Raw genomic sequence first — 20,252 nt, 5'->3', positions numbered from 1 at the left:
ACTTGATCCTCTCCTTTCTCTATGAAATCTTTTAGAAACGGAAATAAATGAATGGGTTAAACGAATTAGACACCATGTAAACGACGGTAATGACGAGGATGACAGCATAATAGCTTGTCACCGCGATATCCCGGCCGAAAATACGGATTCCTTGGGATATTTCCGCTTTGTCCTCGACCTTGTCGATCAAGAGCTTTAATAATGGCGTTGATCCAATGATGGCGAGCAGGATGACTACTCCATACTGGGTAAGATAATAAGAAACATGTGTGTCCCAAAGACCTGTACCATTGAATCCAAACATGGTCTGAATGTAAGCATAAGCGTAACTGAACGTTTCAGAACGGAAGAACACCCAGCCGATAATCACGATAAAAACAGCATAAGAGTGCTGGATAAAACGCGGCAGCTGTTTGAGCAGCTTTCCGAGGAACGCCTTTTCAAGCATGATGAATGCTCCATAATACAGACCCCAGGCGATAAAGGTCCAACTGGCTCCATGCCAGATTCCGGTTGCCATCCAGACAATGAACAGGTTCCAATACGTCCTCATCTCCCCTTTTCGGTTTCCCCCGAGAGGAATGTAAACATAATCACGGAACCAGGAGCCAAGCGAGATATGCCAGCGGCGCCAGAACTCACTGATGGAACGTGAGATGTATGGATAGTTGAAGTTTTCAAGAAAGTCAAAGCCAAACATCTTGGCCAGCCCGATGGCCATATCGGAATACCCCGAAAAATCAAAGTAAATCTGAAGGGAGTAGGCGATGATTCCGATCCAGGCAAGACTAGTCGACATGCTTCCCGGGTTCTGGGCGAAAATATGGTCAGCCACATAAGCGCAGCCGTTGGCGAGGATCATTTTTTTTCCCAACCCCATAATGAACCGCTTTGTTCCGTAAGCAAACCGCTGGAACGTCTCAAAACGCATTTTAAGCTGGTCAGAAATCGTATGATATCGGACGATTGGCCCTGCGATCAGCTGTGGAAAAAACGCGATATAAAGCGCCAGGTTGATCGGGTTTTTCTGCGCTTTTTCTTTATGGTAGACATCGATCACATAGCTTATGGCGTGAAACGTAAAGAAGGAGATTCCCAACGGCAGCGGAATCTTAGGAATATCGATGCCCGTCCCCAACATTGCGTTAATATTATCCACGATAAAGTTCGAATACTTAAACACGCCAAGTAGAAGCAGGTTAGAAACAACCATGGCTCCCATGATCCACTTCACCTTCGTTGTGTCCTCACGCTTCGCATCGACGATCAGTGCAAACACATAGTTCATCGCGGTGGAAAAGAGCATGATAATGGCAAACCGCGGTTCACCCCATGCATAAAAAAACAAACTAGCACCGAGCAATACCGTATTCTTAAACGGACGCGGAGAAAGGAAATAAAGCACCAATACGATTGGCAAGAATAAAAACAAGAATACAGTTGAACTAAAAAGCATAAAAAAAAGTCCTTTCGTTTGTACTTTATTTTGTAAACATTTTTTAAAGAAGCCGTAAATGCCCCCAAAAATTCGACAAATTTCTTTCCACTCATAGTATTCTTAGAGATAATTGGTTTTTTGACAACCGGTTTCCATCTTTTTAGTTCAAACTTCTGGAAATTACGAAAAGCTGAAGCGCCCTGCAAAGGTTCGACAAGCGCTGGAGCTCTTACACAGCAACACGTTTTTTGTGTTGAGAGGTAAGAGTGAAGCGTCTCGAGGAACTATGCTGAAGCTAAAAAAAAAAAAGGGGCTGTCCAGAAAGTCGAAAATTGACCTTCAGGCAGCCCCTTTTTGGCTTGAAAAATCTTCAATGAAAAGTTAATTGAAGTGGAAGATGCGAGACTCCTCGAAAATGAACTTCACATTTTCTTCGTGCGATAAAAAGCTGCCGGAGCCTTCCTTGTCCTGCGGGACTAGCGTGACAGGTGAGACTCCCGCCGGTACTTGCACCAAGAGGCTCACCGCACGCCCCGCGGAAAGCGAGCAGCCTGGAACGGAAATCAACAGCTTACAGACTTCTTGGACAGCCCCTTGCTAGGTTATTCCGTTATTTTCAGTCCGATATTATTTGCTTTTGTAGAGTAAAAATCAAATTTGCGGTCCTTATAGTTGATTTCGTTTTTTAAGATACGTTTGATATTGATCAGTTCATAATCGTTGTACCGGATGAAAACCGTAAAGAATGCTGTCTTCAATTCGTTCAGCTTCTCATATGGGATACGGAATTCTCCTTTATTGCCGCTGATCTTGAAATCCGCTTGAATTTCATTAACATAGTTTTTTCTGTCCCTGATCAACACCGTGTTTACATTGGCAAGGTAATCGCCGTAAATTTCGAAGGTCTGCACATACTCTTCATTTTCGGTATAGGAATCGATAGCCCGTGCAAGCATCGGGATCCGGATGTGCTGATACTTGTCTTTTAAAAAAGGAAGCTCATAATACGGAAGCCCTTCTTTGATCACGTATTTTTTGTTCTTTTCTCTTTTCAGCCACGTGAACAGCCTGATGAAATCATCGATCCGGTCCTCCAGAAAAAGATCAGCGGCCGCTCGGTAGAATGGAACCTGGAAAGACTCCCTGATGTCATAGCGAAGGTCTTTGGCCATTGCCATCGCCTCGCGGAGCACGTCAACAAACGCCTCTTTTTCATCCGATTTTACAAACACCTGGCTGTCAAAGGTCTTGAACATATCGATTTCGTACAGACGTGTTAACGCTGCTCTCTCTTTTTCAACAGGCAAATTCTGCGCTTTAATATGCTGTATGACCTTCAGATCGCAGCGCCGTTTATCCAGCACAGAAGTGACCTTTGTGAGTGAACCAGGATTTTCGTCAGTCCGGTTGACGTAAAACACCGGCTTTGTTGTCGTAGAAATCGTTTCTACATGGAAAAAGACATCACAGAAAAACTGCTTGTCCTCCCCAAACTTCATATCCGGGAAGCCGATATCATGCTCTTTGAGAAGATCCAGCTTTACCGCCCTCGCCCGTGGTCCCATATGGTAAAACATGCGGGGAATCTCGTACGGTGTGATGCTGCGCCTCTCTTTTACCGACTCATGCTCGCCGATCACAGTCTCAGAATCCGAAGTGACTTTGATCGTTTTCCCGACCGCATAATCATCACCGGTTTCCTCCAGGATGTTCACGAGCGTCTCCAGCCCGTCTGGCTCAAGCCAATCGTCTCCGTCTAAAAACGTGATGTACGTTCCCGTTGCTAGCTCGATCCCAATGTTACGCGGAGTACCAGGTGTTCCTGTGTTTTCTTTTAAGGAAACCACACATATGTTTTTATGCATAGACGCATACTGATGAAGAATTTCCTTCGTCTTATCCGTGGAGCAGTCGTCCACGATAATATATTCTATGTCATCAAAGTCCATGGTTTGTTGGATGACTGAATCAACGGTCTTCTGAATAAACGTCTCTACATTGTAAGCCGCTGTAACGACGGTTATTTTCTTTTTGCGGCCAAACCATTTGGCCAGCCTCCTCGAAGGGTGATTCACGATTTCGATTTTATCACTCTGAAGTATTTCTCTGGCTGTCTGGCGAAAAGGTGAAGACATACGATCCCTCCAATAAAATATTGAATACATACGGCCTTATGTTCCCCAGATGGCTCCTTAATAAAACATAAAAAACCTTCATGAAAAATTCATGAAGGCATGCGGACTATATAGTAAAAGTATTATGCATGAAAGGAATCCGGCCGCTCGGTACGCAAACCGAAATGGTAGAGTATAGCCTCGACGATCCGGCGTGATGCCTGTCCATCTCCGTATGGATTGGACGCTTTCGCCATTTCCTCATAGGCCTGGCTGTTGGTTAACAATTCTTTTGTGATCGTATAGATGTTTTCTTCTTCTGTTCCGGCAAGCCTTAACGTTCCTGCTCCGATTCCTTCCGGACGTTCCGTGTTGTTGCGGAGCACGAGCACCGGAACACCGAGTGACGGTGCTTCTTCCTGCACACCGCCGCTGTCTGTCAAAATCAAATGGGCACGTGAAGCGAAGTTATGAAAATCGATGACGCCGAGCGGTTCGATCAAGTGAATTCTTGGATCGTCACCTAAAATTTCGTTAGCCAGCTCTTGAACGGCTGGGTTCAAGTGAACAGGATAGACGACCTGCACATCAGAGAAGTCTTCCACCATTCTTTTAATGGCGCGGAAAATATTTCGCATTGGTTCTCCGAGATTTTCCCTGCGGTGAGCCGTGACAAGAATGAGGCGGTCATTTCCCACCTTTTCAAGGACTTCATGCGTGTAGACGTCCTGAATGGTCGTGGCTAACGCATCAATCGCGGTATTTCCTGTTACGAAGATACTGTCTCCCTGTTTATTTTCATCCAGCAGGTTGCGGGCAGCAGCCGGCGTCGGTGAAAAATGGAGGTCAGCGATCACACCGGTAAGCTGGCGGTTCAGCTCCTCAGGAAACGGTGAGAACTTGTTATGCGTCCGCAATCCTGCCTCAACATGGCCGACCGCGATCTGCTGATAATAAGCGGCCAAGCTCGCCACAAACGTCGTCGTTGTATCCCCATGGACCAGCACAAGGTTCGGTTTGACATCGATCAGGATCCCTTCCAGTCCGGTAAGTGCCTTCGTCGTAATCTGGCTTAGCGTCTGCCGGTCCTGCATGATATTAAGATCGTAGTCGGGTGTGATGTTAAACGTATCGAGCACCGAATCAAGCATCTGTCTATGCTGAGCCGTTACTGTCACAACAGGCTCGATCTCTTCCTTGTACTTTTTCAGCTCCATGACGAGCGGAGCCATTTTAACGGCTTCAGGCCGAGTGCCGAAAATCGTCATTACTTTAATTTTCTTCTTCATATTTATACCTCGCTCAGTACAACTGTGTAGGCTGTATGTATTCATTAATGATTCATGCTACCTTTATTTTACGCTGTAGTCAATCAAGCCACAATCAGTATTTCAATTTTTTGTAAATCCGGTGTGATTGAACCGCCAGCTATCACCCCTTATTATTGAAAAAGCGTCAGTATGCGATTTATAAATAAGTTTTCGCAGCATCTTAAAAAAATTTGTTCAATTAGGTTTAGATGAGAGACAGGCGGGGTACATAGCTAATATAACCACCACCTAACCCCTAACCCCTGAAAAGAGAGTTATCCTTTTGGATAACTCTCTTTTTCTACTGGTTCATTTTTAACGAGATCTGCTGAATAAATGGCCGATTTCATGGCTTCCCCGTTCATTAGTTTTCGGAACGCAGAACCTGATACTTCAATTGTTCCATTAAACCCTGTGATTCTTACCTTCGTAGGCCGGGTGTACTTTTTTTCCACGATCTTGATATCGACTACCTCGCCAATATTGAACGAAGCAGTCCTTTTGCTGATCTCTTCAAAACTTAGTTCGTACGTCCACCAGTTTTTCGCGTATTTCGACTGATCATAAGGATCTGGCTTACCGACTAAATAAGGAAAATCCGTACTCCAGACGAATCCAGAACCCACCGTGTACCCGCCGGCTGAGGCAGAAAAGTAAGCATTGATCAAGGCACCTTTGTAGGTGATGACCTCGCCTTTTGTCTCCCCATTGATGATGGCATTGACGTTGGCTGCTTCCTGGCCCACACCTTTATAAACCTGTGAATCGACTGTGTCGTAAACGTCCCATTTGCCTGCTGGACTAAGGTGCTTTAATGCATAGGTTCTAGCAGCGAGTGTTTGGGCCTTGATGGCTTCAGGATGCCATTTGGAACTGACCTCTGATGGCACCACTCCCTGCAGATACGTTTCCACGTTTAGGCGGTTGATGACATTGATTCGTTTCTTTTTATTGTCGGAAAACGACACTTCCAGCACACCATTGTAATTCATTTTCTTATGAGACAAATATTTTCCTTTTACAGAAACCACTTTAAAAGGCTGATCAATATAGGCCGTTTCGTCCCCGTTAGTAAGTAGAAACTCCCCGTCTTCCACGGTAACGTTCGTTGGAGTTTGAGCAGCCGGTTCAAATAATACATTGCCCTGCATGTCCTGGATGGAATAGCTCCCTGTTCCGTTCAAGTCAACCGATGTTTTTTCTTTTGAGAGGCAGACACGAATATTCTGTTTCGACGTGTCGATTTTTTTAAAATCAACCCCGGTGTAATAATACTTCAGGATATCATGATAACCGAAGCCTTTTTGCGCCATGCCGAGTGCTCCCCATTGCGTCATTCCAACGGCGTGGCCCCACCCTTTTCCGGAGAAAGAATAGCCTTTGTAGGCAGGCGAAACAGTGGCTTTCAGCACGAGCCTCGTCAGCGTTTTCGGTCCGGCAATCCCGTTGTCTTTATACTTGATGGACTGCTGGAATTTACGAAGGGCTTCAAACGTATTTTTCCCAAACACTTCGTCAACACCTACCCTGTATCCCGCTTTCGTCAGGTAAGCCTGAAGCAGCCGGACATCAGGTCCCTGGTGGCCAGATTTTAGTGTCCGCTTAAAGCCTTCCGGGTAAGGCACCGGTACAGCTGGAGCCAGGGGCTTTGCCGCTGATGCCGTTGTATTTGCCTTTACGATGGCGTTTAATGTTATGAGATCTGCCGTTCCAGTAGCGTTCAGCTTATTCTTTTTCTGAAAGCTGACCACCGCATTATAGGTTTGAGTTCCGAATTTCTTGTCCGCCTTAAGGGTTTGTCCAAGCTTAATCAGAAAGGACTGGAGCTTGCCGACATCATTTCCGCTCATCCCCTTTTTTAGATCCCTTCTGAAGCCTGATGGAAAGGCAGCTTTTTGTGCTTTTTTGGGGGCGGTTTCTTTCTTCAGGTCCAGCTGGAGCTGTTTCACACTTGTGCCCTTGCTCCCCATTTTTAAAGCAGGCGAATCCGCTGCCGCTGCCTCGGCAGACGGAAAGGCAATGGAAATGGCCATGGATAAAACCAGTAAACTTTGAAACTTCTTTTTCTTCATCTTCTCCCCCTGCATAAGTCCTTATAAATTGTATAAATATGTATTTAATTACGACTAATTACATAGTAAGGAAAAATAGCCCATTTTTCTACAATTATTTTAAATTTTGTAAAATTTTCATTCGACATAGATAGAGCAAGGGCATCTATCCCCCGCCAAATCTATTACTCTTTCCTTTTTGAAGGACACGTATAAAAGGAGCCGGAATGCTGACCTGTCCTGCAGGCTCAGCATACACGGCATTCTGCGATAAAGCTGGCTGGGCTGCTGTTTGCTTTTTGTGCAGCTCCAGTAACTTGCTTGCCAGCAAAAATCGGGTGCTGGCATCCGGTATTCCTGTTTCATTGAGTCTGTGTTTCTTTTGAAATAACTTCACAGCGGTTTTTGTAAGGATCTCCAGATTTACAGACTTCTTCACAGGAATTGGACGAATAAGTATATTCAGCTTTGAACGCAATGGATCTCTCACTGCCTTTCTATCCTCATCCGAATGCAAGACGGCTAATATGGCCGCAAGCACTGCCTTTCTATCAACTTGGTGTGCTGATCGTTTTCCAGGAGGTTTTTATCTTGAAATAAAAAGGCTGATTGGATGATGAATGTTGATGGATGAAAAGACAGACTTAAACGCTAAGGCATTTGCAGAGATTTATAGTCGTTATATCGGCAGGTTTTCTCTATTTTTGAATACCTTTAAAACAAAAAAGTGGTGCCTGGCACCTCTTTTTGACAATTGTCAAAACAGGGTGCCAGGCACCGATAAATTCTGTTAATATATTATTGATTTGGAATAGACATCCAATAAATAGTTTTATATGATAGAAATGCCATATATATGCAAGTGACAAAGGGAGCAAATTTATTATGCTGGGAATAGTAAAAAAGGTTATGGAAGGATACTCTTCCGCAGATATTAAACGATTTAACAAGCAAGTACAGCAAATCAATGAGCTGGAAGCCCAAATTTCACTCTTATCGGATGAGGAGCTGCAGCAGAAGACACCTTATTTTAAAGAATTGCTGAACAGCGGAAAGACGCTGGAGGATATCAAGCTGGAAGCTTTCGCGGTTGTTCGTGAAGCCGGCAAACGGATCCTCGGCCAGCGCCACTATGACGTACAGCTTCTCGGGGGACTCGTCCTCCATGAGGGCTCGATCGCCGAAATGCAGACAGGGGAAGGGAAAACACTCGTTGCCTCACTGCCAAGCTATCTGAACGCGCTTGAAGGAAAAGGCGTTCACGTTATCACAGTCAATGAATATCTCGCAAGCCGTGACTTTGAAACCATTGGGAAGATCCATCGTTTCCTTGGCCTTGAGGTCGGTTTGAACACATCACAGATCTCTAAAGAAGAGAAGCAAAGGGCCTATGCCGCCGACATTACATACGGAACGGGCAATGAGTTCGGTTTTGACTATTTGCGCGATCATATGGTGCTTCACTCTTCTGAAAAAGTGCAGCGCCCGCTTCAATATGCGATTGTCGATGAAATTGATTCTATTTTAATCGATGAAGCAAGAACTCCGCTGATCATCGCCAATAAATCACAGCTATCAGCTGATCTTTTCTTTATTACAAACCAGATCGTCTCCATGTTTAAAAGAGATGATCATTATGAACTTGTTGCGGATACGAAGCAGCTCTTCCTTACCGAGAAAGGTGTCCAGACGATCGAGCGTTCTTTCGGCATCTCCAACCTCTTTGATGAAGAGCATCAGCTGCTGTTCCATTTTGTTCTTCAATCTCTTCGTGCCCACGCGGTCATGAAACGCGATGTGGATTACATCGTAAGAGATGGGGAAGTAATGCTTGTTGATTCGTTCACTGGACGCGTTATGGAAGGACGAAGCTACAGTGACGGGCTGCAGCAGGCGATCGAAGCAAAAGAAGGGCTTGAGATCAAAGACGAGAACGAGACCCAGGCGACCATTACCATCCAGAACTATTTTAGAATCTACAGCAAACTGTCCGGCATGACAGGTACAGCGTCTACGGAAAAACAGGAATTTTACAACACGTATCATTTGAATGTCGTTGAGATTCCTACGAACCGCCCGAGACAGCGTGTTGACCTGCCAGATGTTGTCTACCGCACACTTGCTGATAAGTTCAAACGAATCGTGACCGATATCAAATCATTTCACGCGACCAAACGTCCGATCCTTGTTGGAACAACCTCCATCGAGCAATCCGAACACCTGGCTTCCCTTCTCGACAAGGAGAGCCTGCCATACCTGATCCTGAACGCAAAAAGCGAAGAACAGGAAGCGCGCATCATTTCCATGGCCGGGCAAAAAGGAACGATCATGATCGCGACGAACATGGCCGGACGCGGTACCGATATCCTGCTTGGTGAAGACGTATCTGATCTCGGCGGACTCCATATTATTGGAACGGAACGCCATGAAAGCCGGCGTATTGATAACCAGCTGCGCGGACGTGCCGGACGCCAGGGAGACCCAGGTTCCTCCCAGTTCATTCTGTCTCTTGAGGACGAGCTCTTCAGCAAGATGGATAAAGAAGAAATTGAAAAATGGATCAAAAAAGCCGAAACAAACAGTACAGGGGAAGTTATCAAGCCTGACCCTCTTAAATTTGTGAACAAAGTACAGCTTTCGATTGAGGGAATCTTCTATTCCGCACGTGAACACCTGCTGAAGGTGGATAACGTTTCCGATCAGCAGCGCAAGGTCGTTTATGCGCTGCGCAACCGAATCCTGGACGAACCATCGGTTTACCCTCTCATCCAGGACAGTACTAAGGAATATGCCACACATGTGGTCGACACCTATTGTGTGGAAGAACTGCCTTTTGAGGATTGGGATCTTAATGGTTTACGGGCTGACCTTCAAAAGATTTTTCCAGAACAGACGTTGACCGATTCTATGTTTAACGATATGGAAAAAGATGAGATCCAGGATGTTGTTGATGGGTTTTTGGCTGAGAGGAACAGCCTGATGGAACGCTTGGCTGCAGAGGAGAACATGGAGCGTGACCATGAGGTGAAAGGCTTTATCCTCCGGTCTCTCGATACCCTCTGGCTGCGCCACCTCGAAACGATGAATTTTATAAAAGAAGGCATGCACCTGAAGAGCTATTCTCAGGAAGATCCTTACCGCATGTTTGAAAAAGACGCGTACGAAGCCTTTTTGGACATGCATAGAGAATGGAACCAAGAAATTACCATCCAGTTTGCGCCTGTTGTTCAATACAGCCAAACGGAATTAACCGGAGGACAGTAATGCTATCCTTTTTCAAAAAAAGCACAAATAGTAAAGATACAAACGAGGCACCCGTGGCGGTCGTAGAGCCGGTTCAAGATACGGATGCGAGCCAGGATCCCGTTGCTGAAGTGGCTGAAACTGTACTGCACATCCATCCGGAATGGGATATCACCGTTCAGGAGCGCTACGTGTATCAGTTTCATCATGCCCAGCTGCCTAAATTAAAACCGAACCAGATTTCGATCTCCAAAATTGATGTTGTATCCGATGACGACAGTTTTATGGTGAACGCGTTTATCCGCAACACCCTGTCAAAGAGCATCCGTTTTGAGGAAGTCACATTGCTCCTTCTTGATACTGAAGGAACCGTCTTCGCACGGAAAACCTTTGACCTCGAGCTCATGGGCGATCTGCCGGCTAACACTTGCCAGCCGTGGATCTTCCTGTTTTCTGAAGAAGACCTGCTCGGAAACGGCTTTCCAGCCGAAGAAGAGTGGAGAATTGCGTTCGAACTTAAGAAGAAAGCACCGTCTGAGCACCAGCTCATGCTCCATGAAAGCTGGGAAAACAGCTTGAATGACATGCAGAAAACGAGGCTCTATGAGATGGTGAATAACCTTCCTCCTCTTACAGCCGGTGAGATCAACTTTATGGGAATCGAAGCCCGTATCGGTGAAAACAGCGATCTGTCTGTTACCCTGCTCATCCGCAACGGAAGCGACAAGGACATCAAGGTGGAGCAGCTGCCGTTATGCTTTGAAGACGCAAGCGGCGAGCTGACCGCCAAAGGAGCATTCCAGCTTACCGATTTTGAAGTGAAGGCCAATACGAGCAAGCCATGGACCTTCATTTTTCCGGAGGCGCTTCTTCTTAACAAAACACCTGATCTATCGGCGTGGAAGGTCTATCCTCCACAATCATAAAGCAAAAGGAGAAACCCCGGCTGGGTTTCTCCTTTTTCATTTATTGCGTCTGCAGTTCCATCTTGTGCTTCATCTGAGGCTGACCTAAAAGACGAAGCGCACTGTTCACACTTTTACCAAGCTTTTGCCCCGGTATTAATTCCTTTACCGTAAGCTGGCCGCTGTTCATAAATGTATACAAGAACCATTTTCGTTCATAGCCTTCAAGGGAATGGCGGTACCCGCTTATCAATTTTTGAGTATTGCGGTCAAACAGAAATTCCTCCAGTTTATACGAAAAACGCGAGCCAGAGAACATCATTGAATTCATTGGCAGGATCGGCAGCATCTGATGGCGCAAAACATGTTCCGGCAGATAAAGATCAAGCAGCTGATGAGGATAATCATTCAATTTATGCAGGTTTGTGATGCTTTGCAGGGCAGGCAGAATAGAGATCCTTCCATAGAAAGTCGTAACGATCATGCTGTCGTTCTCGACTTCAAAGGTAAAGACGATCTCATTGTCAATAATGGCGGTATTCCGTCCGACGATCACCATCCGTTCCGGTTCACACCATAACGTATTCATAAATGATTGCAGGGAAACAAGACTCATGTTCGGACCAATGCGTATGTTCCATCGGTAAGCCGCATGCTTCGTTATATATAATGTTCGAATGTTTTTTTTATATAGAGAAAAGTAATTACGATGGCGGTTTTGATATCCTTTTATCCTCAATCCAAGCAAGGTTTTAAAAGAATGATAGTACCATTCGTTTGTTTGATGAGGAACAATATTACTTTTCCAGTCATGGACTTCAATTGCCCCTGCCTTCATGGTGTGGACCCTTCCCTCAATTACATATTCCAGTAGTATTTTAATATAATATTACCATTTATTATCCAAAAATAGAGTACTATATTCCTATTATGGTAACGAACGGGTAAAAAGTCAATAACTCTCCAACCGATTTTTCAAAGATTTCATGAATTTATTTGGACAATGAAACCTTTCGGAAAATCCGCCGTCTAATCTTATAAATGCAGCTCATTTCTTATGAAGGGACGAATGATGGTAAACACGGACAGCACGTACCTATAAGGCCTGCTGTCCATTGCAACTCATTTGAGAAAAGGGAGATCAAAACATGAAAAAGGGGATATTTTTCTTAGGGTTATTTGCTTTATTGCTCGCAAGCTCCTTCATCCTTCCAAACCAATCCGTTACAGCCTCAAAATCATCTGAAGTATACACTTCCGGTCCAAAAACGAAAAAGGTAGCAGCCCTTACCTTCGATGACGGCCCTGATGGAAAAACAACCGATCAGATTCTTTACATTTTAAAAAAATATCATGTTAAAGCCACCTTTTTTGTTGTCGGAAAACAGGTGAAAGCCTATCCATCAGTTATTAAACGGATCCACAAAGACGGCCATTATATCGGCAACCACACCTACAGCCATCCTTCCCTTACCAAGTCAAACCGCACCAAAATCCGCTCTGAACTAACCAAGACCAATCAACTCCTGCACCCCCTCATCGGATATCAGCCAGCCGTTATGAGACCTCCATACGGAAGCTATAACAATCTCGTCATCTCTGAAGCGAAGCGTGCCCACATGAAAGTCGTCATCTGGTCAGTGGATACCCGCGACTGGTCTGGTGTTTCTACAGGCACCATCCTGAATACAGTAAAAAAGGAGACCCGTCCTGGAGCGATCATCCTCCAGCACACCATCCCCCATAAAAATATGAGCAACACAACAGTAGCCTTACCCAAAATCATCGAGCGCCTCAAAAAGCAAGGATACACCTTTGTCACCGTTCCCGAAATGCTCGGGATGAAGAAATAAAAAGCAAGTTCAAGTTTAAAAAAGGGTGCCAGGCACCACGTTTTGACATATGTCAAAAGGCGGTGCCTGGCACCCAATTTTATAGATTAATAAAGTTGTTTAGCCCCTAGATAGCGGTCGGTCCAGTAGGACAGCCTAATGTCGCTGACTGCTACGCCGCGAGAGCCGCTGTGGACAAAATTGTTATTGCCGATATAGATGCCCGCATGGGATGGCCCTTTTTTATAGGTTTCAAAAAATACGATGTCTCCCACTTTCGGCTGGCTTACCGTTTTTCCAGCATCCCAAATAGAAGCTACCGTTCTTGGCAGCTGTACATTTTGCTTTTTAAACAGGTATACAAGGAATCCGCTGCAGTCAAAGCCTTCTTCCACCGTTTCGCCTCCCCACGTATAAGGCGTTCCGACAAGCTCTGCTGCATCACCTACTAGATTAATAACGCTGAATGGCTTGGCCGTTGTTTGCGGTTTAGCCGGTTCAATCCCCTTCTTTTTTACTTCAGCTTTGATTTTTTCAATGGTCTTGCTGTCGGCTACTCCCGTAACGGAAAGCTTATAGGCTTTTTGAAATGATTTGACACTCATCTCTGTCATCTTTCCAAAAATGTTATCTACCTTATATGTATAAAAACCAAGCACTTTTAAGTCGGATTGAAGCTGATAAACCTTGGGACCTACCGAATGCAGCCGCAGATCTGCAGATGAAGGAGGTGCCGTTTCATCTTCTTTTTTCTTTGCTTCGGCACTGATTATCGTGAGGGTCTTGCTGTCCGCCACTCCTGTAACCGGTAGCTTATACGCTTTTTGGAATGACTTGACGCTTGCCTCTGTCTTTTTTCCGAAAATCCTGTCCAGGCTATAATTGTAAAAACCAAGAGCTTTCAAATCAGATTGGAGCTCATGGACTTCGGAACCTATCGAATTCAAGCGAAGGATGAACGAAGACTCGTTAGCCGGCTTCGGCTTAGCTGGGACAGGCTTTTGGCTTTTCACGGGAGATGCTGATGATGCCTTAAAGAGTAATCTTTGTGTCTTATCATCCGCTATTCCCGATGCCGATATTTTCTTTTCCTTCTGATAAGCCTTTACAGCATCGGCTGTCACTCTGCCGAAATAACCTGTGATCTTAGGGTATTTAAAGTACTTAAGCTCCTTCAGCTTCCGCTGGAGCTGCTCTACCTCATTCCCTTGAGAGCCTTGTTTCAGCGTTTTATAGGTGGCTTTCACCGTTTTTGGAGTACTGGCAGGCGGTTTGACCACTGGTTTCTGTGTGATCGCCCGGACGGTCATCTTGCCTGTTATGCCATCAATCACAAGACGGTGCTTTTTCTGAAACTCTTTTACCGCGTTTGTGGTAACCGGCCCGTAATAACCTGTAACATGTGAAGACTTTAAATAGCCTTGATGCAAAAGCGCCCGCTGCAGTTCCTTAACATCCGGATGCTTCATACCGTTCCGTAACACTTGATCTCCTAATGCTGCCTCTCCTTTGGACGGAAGAAGCAGAATTGCCCCCGCACAAGCAGAGGAAATGACCAGAGTTTTAACCGCGTTCGTGTTACCCTTTTTCAAATGCGTATCCCTCCTTATTCGACCATAAGTGCCATATACTACTAAATATATCGGAAGAAACTGGCAGATGACAAGTGAATTTTTTAACTTTTTTGTATATTTGGGTAGAACGAAGGAGACTTAGGTCTAATTGATTATAAGGGTGCCAGGCACCATCGTTACACAAGTGTGTAAATGGCGGTGCCTGGCACCCAATCAATTGCACCACATACAAAAAGCTCTCCGGATACTAATCGGAGAGCTTTTTAAGCTGATGACTGGATTTCGTTATTTTACAGTAACTTTAGTAGATTTGCTTTTGTTGCCTGCTGCATCAGTCGCGGTCACATAGAGAACCGTTCCGCGTTTTTGGGCTTTGATCGGAGCTTTGTAGGCACCTAAAGAGCTCGCCGCCGCTTTTCCGATAACAGTCTTCCCTTTTTTAACTTCTATTTTTGATTTTTTTTCTGCTTTTCCGGTAACGTATTTATCGTTACTATCGACTTTGTTTACCTTGGGAGCAGCCGGAGCAACAGCTTCGAAGGTAGTGAATTTAACGCTGTAAGGCTTTGCTGACCAGTGGTTGTTCGCTTCATAAACGGTCACATAATTAATGCCCGGTTTCAGTTTGGCATACCATGTTTCTGCTTTGCCCACACCGCTTTTATCAGCAATTTTTTCATACGTCAGCTTTCCGTCAGCTGTGATTCTGTCTACGGCAACGACTGGATCCATGCCTGCTGTGGCTGATACTTCAATCTTCACATTGTATTCTTTCGTTAATTTAAAACGGTACATGTCCCCATCAAACGGAACATCAAACTTATCTTTGTAAACCGTTCCCTTGCTCATCCACTTGGCTTTTGCCGGAATATCCGTTGTATCTCCAGCAAGAGAAGGAAATTTCGTCTCTAAAGCTTTGGCTGCATCAATTCTTCCGTATCCATAAAAATCAGTCAGCCCGGCAGCGTTTTTATAGCCCTCACGATCAGGCTTGAATGCTGATTTTTCAATCATATATTCGACTTGCTGAGGTGTCAGCGCTTGATTTTTCGTTAGTAAAAGAGATGCCAGTCCTGAAACCATCGGCGCGGAAAATGATGTCCCTGAAACATCCTGTGAGCCGTATTTCCCGTTCATAAGCGTCGTCATGATGTTTGTTCCTGGAGCGACAACATCGAGTTCTGGCCCTCTGCTCGAGAACGGAGCGATAACATCGTTGTATCTCGTCGCACCGACACTGATGACCTGCGGATAGGCAGCCGGATAGTTCACACCGTACACTGGATTCTCGTTACCTGAAGCCGCTACCAGAATAATTCCTTTGTGGACAGCTTCCATGATGGCATCATATTCTGCCTGGCTCGGTTCGGCAGATCCAAAGCTCATATTAATGACTTTCGCACCGTGGTCTATAGCGTAATGAAGACCGGCGATCGCGCTTGAATTAGGAATGCTTACTTTCCCGCCAACCCGTACAGGAAGAATCTGAACATGATTGTTTAAACCGCTGATGCCGATCTTATTGTCAGTCGCTGCGGCTATGATTCCGGAGACCTCAGTCCCGTGGCCGACCGTATCATTGGCCGTTTTAAGGTTGTTCACAAAGTCTTTGCCCTTGAGCACCTTCCCTTTTAGGTCGGGATGAGCAGCATTAACTCCTGTGTCCAAAACAGCAACGATGACCGGTTTCTGTCCTGCTGGCGGATTCACTAGATCTTTTGCCCAGTTGATCTTTTTTAATGCCCACTGCTGGTCATACAGTTTATCGTTTGGCTTTACCGTCTCAGCTGTTCTTTTTGAAAGGTAGTTCGGTTCAGCATATTCCACAGCTTGATCAGCTTTGATCTGTGACAGTGTTCTTTCATAGTTTTTGTCGTTAGGAACCTGGTAAACACTGATTCCTTCTTCTTTCAGGATAGAAGGTGCCGAGGTGGTTTCCAGGCCGTATGAAGAAGGTGTAAACGCGTTTCCTTCTTTCGTTTTTACAATAATTTCTCTTTTATTAACGTTAGCTAGATCTATGGATTCGGACGGCTGTTCTATCGTTTGTGTGCTAAAGAATAGGTTTCTTTTAGCAAGCTCTGTTCCTTGCGCATGGACAGCTGTTCCTAATAGGCTTGTACCTACCAATCCAGCGGTTAAAATGGACATCGTGCGTTTAAATGTATTCATTCTCTTCCCCATCTTTTGTCTAATTTTATGCAAGCTTTATTATATCATTTTTCTTTTCTAGTAAAATGAAATATCTTAAAAATATTGGAAATTTTGTTGGTGTGCGGTGTTGGTGTGCGGTGCCATGATGTGTGGTGCCAGGCACCGCGATTACACAAGTGTCAAAAGCCGGTGCCAGGCACCAAACTCAAATCACTAAAAGTTACAGCACCGGTGTCCTTCTCACGATCTCGCCATATTCTGCTCCCTCTATGAAACTCTTATAATTGTCCTGCTTAGGGGTTGGGAATTGAGAGAGGATGTAATCGGTTTTCACTTTTACTCCTTGGTCTATTCCCACGGAGATATAGTGCCTGTAACTCGTCCACTCGTAATCTTCTGCATTGCATACCATCTTAGCCGCTACAGGGTTTTGATGGATGTACCGGCTGACATCAATTAAATACATCATGGAATCAATGAGAGAAGCGCCATAACGGCCCTGAAACACATGTCCCACCTGATCGTATTTTCGATTAATGTACTTTGCATATTGTGTATTCAGGTATCCCATAGCTTCACCAGGGGGGCTTACGGTTGTTTCCAGAAGGAGATGGGTGTGGTTGGGCATGAGGCAATAAGCATGAAGGTTAAAAGGATGGCGCTTGTTTGTCTTTCTCAGCAAATATAAGTAATAGAGGTAATCTTCACGTTCATGAAAAATAGGTGTTTTACGGTTTCCTCTGCAGGTAATGTGGTAGATCGCACCCGGAAACCAGGTTCGTTGTTTGCGCGGCATTACGGGGCTCCTTTCAGGAATTGGGGGATTAAATGATGGGGAGAGATTGATGCAAAACGAAGAGGTAAAATATTATGTTCTACAGCCTTTCTCACTTCCCTGCCTAAGGCAAGAAAAAAATATATGGTGCCAGGCACCGCGATTACACAAGTGTGTAAAAGCGGTGCCTGGCACCATAGTTATCTAAAGTAGCTGTTCAGTCCTTCGGCGATGCCGGCGGCTGCTTTTTGCTGATGAGCGGATGTTCGGACGATCTGCTCTTCACTTTTATTGGATAAGAACCCGAGCTCGACAAGAACACATGGACGCTTGTTGGTACGCAGAACTTGAAGGTTTTTCCCAGCAATTCCACGGCTCTTAAATCCTGTATATTTCACAACGCCCTGCTGTACAAGGGAAGCCAGTCCGCTGTATACAGAACCGGGCTGATAGAACGTTTCAATTCCTGTTCCGGCAGAAGGCCCTGAATTATAGTGAATGCTTACAAACGCATCGACCAAATAATTATTGCTTAATTGCGGGCGTGAAGTTAACGCGATGGCTGTATCGGTGGAGCGTGTCATATAGACCTTGGCTCCTGCCGCTCGCAGCTTCTGAGCTAAAATAAGCGCGGTGGATAACGTTACATTTTTTTCATATGTACCGTAGCCCGCACCTACAGCCCCTACGTCATAGCCGCCGTGCCCGGGGTCAATCATGATTTTCTTCCCTCTTAGGCTGGGGAAACTTGAAGGGAGAGAAAGGTTATTGTCATTAATTTTGGTAAAGGTGATGTAGGCTTTATGTACCCAGCCTTTTATTCCGCTGGATGTTTTGATGTTCAGCCAGTCTCCTTTGCTTGAGTACACTTGCACTTCGGCTCCGGTATTCAGCTTAGCCAAGATCTTGTAAGATGTACCCGCGTTTTCTCTTACATTTAAATCATTCGTCGTGACGTATCCTTTTTTAACAGAAGGCTGTACGGTTACCGGAGCAGTCGCTGATAAGTATTTTTTAGACAACCATCCTTTTGTGCCGTTTGAAGCCTGGATATAGCTCCATGTGCTTCCCGGGTCCAAAACCTTTACCTGCTGGCCTTTTTTCAAGGTCATCAACGACTTGCTTGAGGTTGTTGCCTTCTCTCTTAGGTTCAAAGAGTCAGTATTAACATAGGCATAAACCGTTTTAGCCGGGGCAGGGGCAGGGGCCTTGCTGGCTACATAGCTTTTAAGAACCCAGCCTGTTTTTCCATTAGGAGCCTTTGCATTGTGCCAGGAACCTGATGTTTTCAGGATGGTAATCTTTGTTCCTCTCTTCAGCTGCATCAGAGATTTGCTTGTCGTTGATGCCTTCTCTCTCAGCGTTAAAAAAGAAGAAGCGTTCACATAGCCATACACTGTTTTTGCCTTTGGTGCTGAAGATGGCACAGGAACTTTCGTAGAGATGTAGCTCTTGGACACATAGCCTTTCTTGCTTCCGGCTGCCTGAATATAATACCAAGAACCTGACGTTTTTAAGATGGTAACCTTGTTTCCTTTTTTCAATAGCAAAACGGATTTGCTGGAGGTCGTGGCCTTTTCCCTCAGATTGAGAGAGGAAGCCGTCACGTATCCTGTTTTTGTTGCAGAGGATGCGGATACGCTGATTTTTTTCAGATATTTTGATGATACCCAGCCTGTCCCCTTTTTCAAAGTCACCTGAGACCATCCGTTAGACTCTGCCTTAATCGTAACGGCTGCATCCTTTTTCAGTTTATCGATAATACTGCTGCTGGTACTGGGCTTCGATCTGACATTTAGAATCGATGCTGTAACTTTTGCTTTTGTTTGGCTCGCTGCAGCGTCTGCATGTGTGGTAAAAAGAGATAAAATAAATGCCAGGATGAGAGCCAGTGAAGTAAACTTTCTCAAAAGCTGTAAGCCCCCTTTCTTACTTTCTATCTTCTACTATTTCTATCGGCAAATCGACGGAAAAATCCACCAAAATTCTACTAAAAATTCAGGTGCCAGGCACCGCGTTTTGACATATGTGTAATCGCGGTGCCTGGCACCAGATATTAGGGTGTGGTACATTGGAATAAAATTTAACAGGGGAAGGCGGTATAAAACGATGGAGCATTTTCTTCTTTTTGTGGTCATGGCGGTTTGCCTGATTATTCTTCCCGGCCCTGATACAGCCATTGCCACGAAAAACACGTTATCTCTAGGAAAGACTGGCGGTTTTAAAACCATGCTTGGAACATGCGGCGCCTTGCTCATTCACACCGTAGCAGCTGTTGTAGGCCTGTCTGCCATCATTGTGAAATCGGCAATGCTTTTTTCTATTTTCAAGTATGCTGGGGCGGTCTATCTGATCTACATCGGAATAAAGTCGCTCTGGTCATTAAAGGACCGGAATATTGAAACAGCCTATTCTGCGGAACCTGCAGATCAAACACCCGGAATCCGAAAGTCCTCATCTTGTTTCAGACAGGGATTCCTTACAAATCTTCTAAACCCAAAGGTCGCACTTTTCTTCCTAACGTTCCTTCCGCAATTTCTTGAACGCGGCAGCAACGCCTTTGTGCAATTTTCCATTATGGGTCTCACCTACACACTTCTGACAGCGGCCTGGTTTTTCTTTTACGTCTATTTGATCAACCAGATCAGTGTCTTTATGAAAAGGCCGGCGTCTCAGCGTGTCATGCAGGGAGTAACGGGTGTGGTACTCATCGGCTTCGGCATGAAACTCGCTTTAGAAAAGCAGAACTAAACAACGCTCACCAATCCTCTTGAAGCTGCCAAGAGGATTTTTTTTGTGACATAATGTTACAAATTGAAGCATTACGGGTATTGATTGGAAAGTTATTTTCATCGT

Annotated in this window: 15 protein-coding genes; 4 read left to right on the top strand and 11 right to left on the bottom strand. The window is 45.1% G+C overall.

What is annotated here, in order from left to right:
* Positions 1-31 precede the first annotated feature (31 nt).
* The 6 genes from AR335_RS15845 to AR335_RS15825 all read right to left on the bottom strand — a co-directional run bounded on the left by AR335_RS15845 (position 32) and on the right by AR335_RS15825 (position 7,403).
* A complete protein-coding gene (locus AR335_RS15845) occupies positions 32-1,456 on the bottom strand; it encodes an MBOAT family O-acyltransferase (protein ID WP_062237703.1) in 1,425 nt (474 codons plus the stop codon).
* Between the two features lie 363 nt (positions 1,457-1,819).
* A complete protein-coding gene (locus AR335_RS24245; protein ID WP_156419035.1) occupies positions 1,820-2,005 on the bottom strand; it encodes a hypothetical protein in 186 nt (61 codons plus the stop codon).
* 35 nt (positions 2,006-2,040) lie between these two features.
* A complete protein-coding gene (locus AR335_RS15840) occupies positions 2,041-3,573 on the bottom strand; it encodes a glycosyltransferase family 2 protein (protein ID WP_062237701.1) in 1,533 nt (510 codons plus the stop codon).
* A 122-nt stretch (positions 3,574-3,695) separates the two neighbouring features.
* A complete protein-coding gene (gene wecB / locus AR335_RS15835) occupies positions 3,696-4,841 on the bottom strand; it encodes a non-hydrolyzing UDP-N-acetylglucosamine 2-epimerase (RefSeq protein ID WP_062237699.1) in 1,146 nt (381 codons plus the stop codon).
* 296 nt (positions 4,842-5,137) lie between these two features.
* A complete protein-coding gene (locus tag AR335_RS15830; protein WP_062237697.1) occupies positions 5,138-6,934 on the bottom strand; it encodes a SpoIID/LytB domain-containing protein in 1,797 nt (598 codons plus the stop codon).
* A gap of 145 nt (positions 6,935-7,079) precedes the next feature.
* A complete protein-coding gene (locus AR335_RS15825) occupies positions 7,080-7,403 on the bottom strand; it encodes a peptidoglycan-binding domain-containing protein (protein ID WP_062237695.1) in 324 nt (107 codons plus the stop codon).
* A 395-nt stretch (positions 7,404-7,798) separates the two neighbouring features.
* Between AR335_RS15825 and secA2 the strand changes: the two genes are divergently transcribed.
* A complete protein-coding gene (gene secA2 / locus AR335_RS15820) occupies positions 7,799-10,177 on the top strand; it encodes an accessory Sec system translocase SecA2 (RefSeq protein WP_062237693.1) in 2,379 nt (792 codons plus the stop codon).
* Positions 10,177-11,082: an accessory Sec system S-layer assembly protein gene (locus AR335_RS15815; RefSeq protein WP_062237691.1), complete on the top strand. Its 906-nt coding sequence runs from the start codon at positions 10,177-10,179 to the stop codon at positions 11,080-11,082. The genes secA2 and AR335_RS15815 overlap by 1 nt, the downstream gene beginning before the upstream one ends.
* 40 nt (positions 11,083-11,122) lie before the next feature.
* On the opposite strand, the gene AR335_RS15810 is transcribed toward AR335_RS15815, so the two are convergent.
* On the bottom strand, positions 11,123-11,899 hold the full coding sequence (locus tag AR335_RS15810; RefSeq protein WP_062237688.1) for a hypothetical protein: 777 nt from the start codon (positions 11,897-11,899) through the stop codon (positions 11,123-11,125).
* A gap of 310 nt (positions 11,900-12,209) precedes the next feature.
* Here AR335_RS15810 and AR335_RS15805 point away from each other — a divergent pair, with 310 nt between their 5' ends.
* Positions 12,210-12,914, top strand: a complete 705-nt coding sequence (locus tag AR335_RS15805; protein WP_082683561.1) for a polysaccharide deacetylase family protein — start codon at positions 12,210-12,212, stop codon at positions 12,912-12,914.
* 86 nt (positions 12,915-13,000) lie between these two features.
* On the opposite strand, the gene AR335_RS15800 is transcribed toward AR335_RS15805, so the two are convergent.
* The 4 genes from AR335_RS15800 to AR335_RS15785 form a co-directional block, all read right to left on the bottom strand.
* Entirely contained in the window at positions 13,001-14,485 is a 1,485-nt protein-coding gene (locus AR335_RS15800; RefSeq protein ID WP_062237686.1) for a peptidoglycan-binding protein, read from the bottom strand.
* Positions 14,486-14,752: 267 nt separating this feature from the next.
* The gene (locus tag AR335_RS15795; protein WP_062237683.1) at positions 14,753-16,639 is read right to left on the bottom strand and encodes a S8 family serine peptidase; all 1,887 of its coding nucleotides are present in this window, start codon (positions 16,637-16,639) and stop codon (positions 14,753-14,755) included.
* Positions 16,640-16,841: 202 nt separating this feature from the next.
* A complete protein-coding gene (locus AR335_RS15790) occupies positions 16,842-17,417 on the bottom strand; it encodes a transposase (RefSeq protein ID WP_053356929.1) in 576 nt (191 codons plus the stop codon).
* Between the two features lie 179 nt (positions 17,418-17,596).
* A complete protein-coding gene (locus tag AR335_RS15785) occupies positions 17,597-19,306 on the bottom strand; it encodes an SH3 domain-containing protein (protein WP_062237681.1) in 1,710 nt (569 codons plus the stop codon).
* Between the two features lie 199 nt (positions 19,307-19,505).
* Between AR335_RS15785 and AR335_RS15780 the strand changes: the two genes are divergently transcribed.
* Positions 19,506-20,147 (top strand): LysE family translocator, encoded by a 642-nt coding sequence (locus AR335_RS15780; protein WP_062237679.1) that lies wholly within the window; start codon positions 19,506-19,508, stop codon positions 20,145-20,147.
* The last annotated feature ends 105 nt before the right edge of the window (positions 20,148-20,252 follow it).

The sequence above is a fragment of the Fictibacillus sp. FJAT-27399 genome, assembly GCF_001510655.1.
In the GTDB taxonomy this organism is placed as follows: domain Bacteria; phylum Bacillota; class Bacilli; order Bacillales; family Fictibacillaceae; genus Fictibacillus_C; species Fictibacillus_C marinisediminis.
Note: the sequence above shows the minus strand (reverse complement) of the source record. Positions and strands in the feature narration are given on the sequence as shown.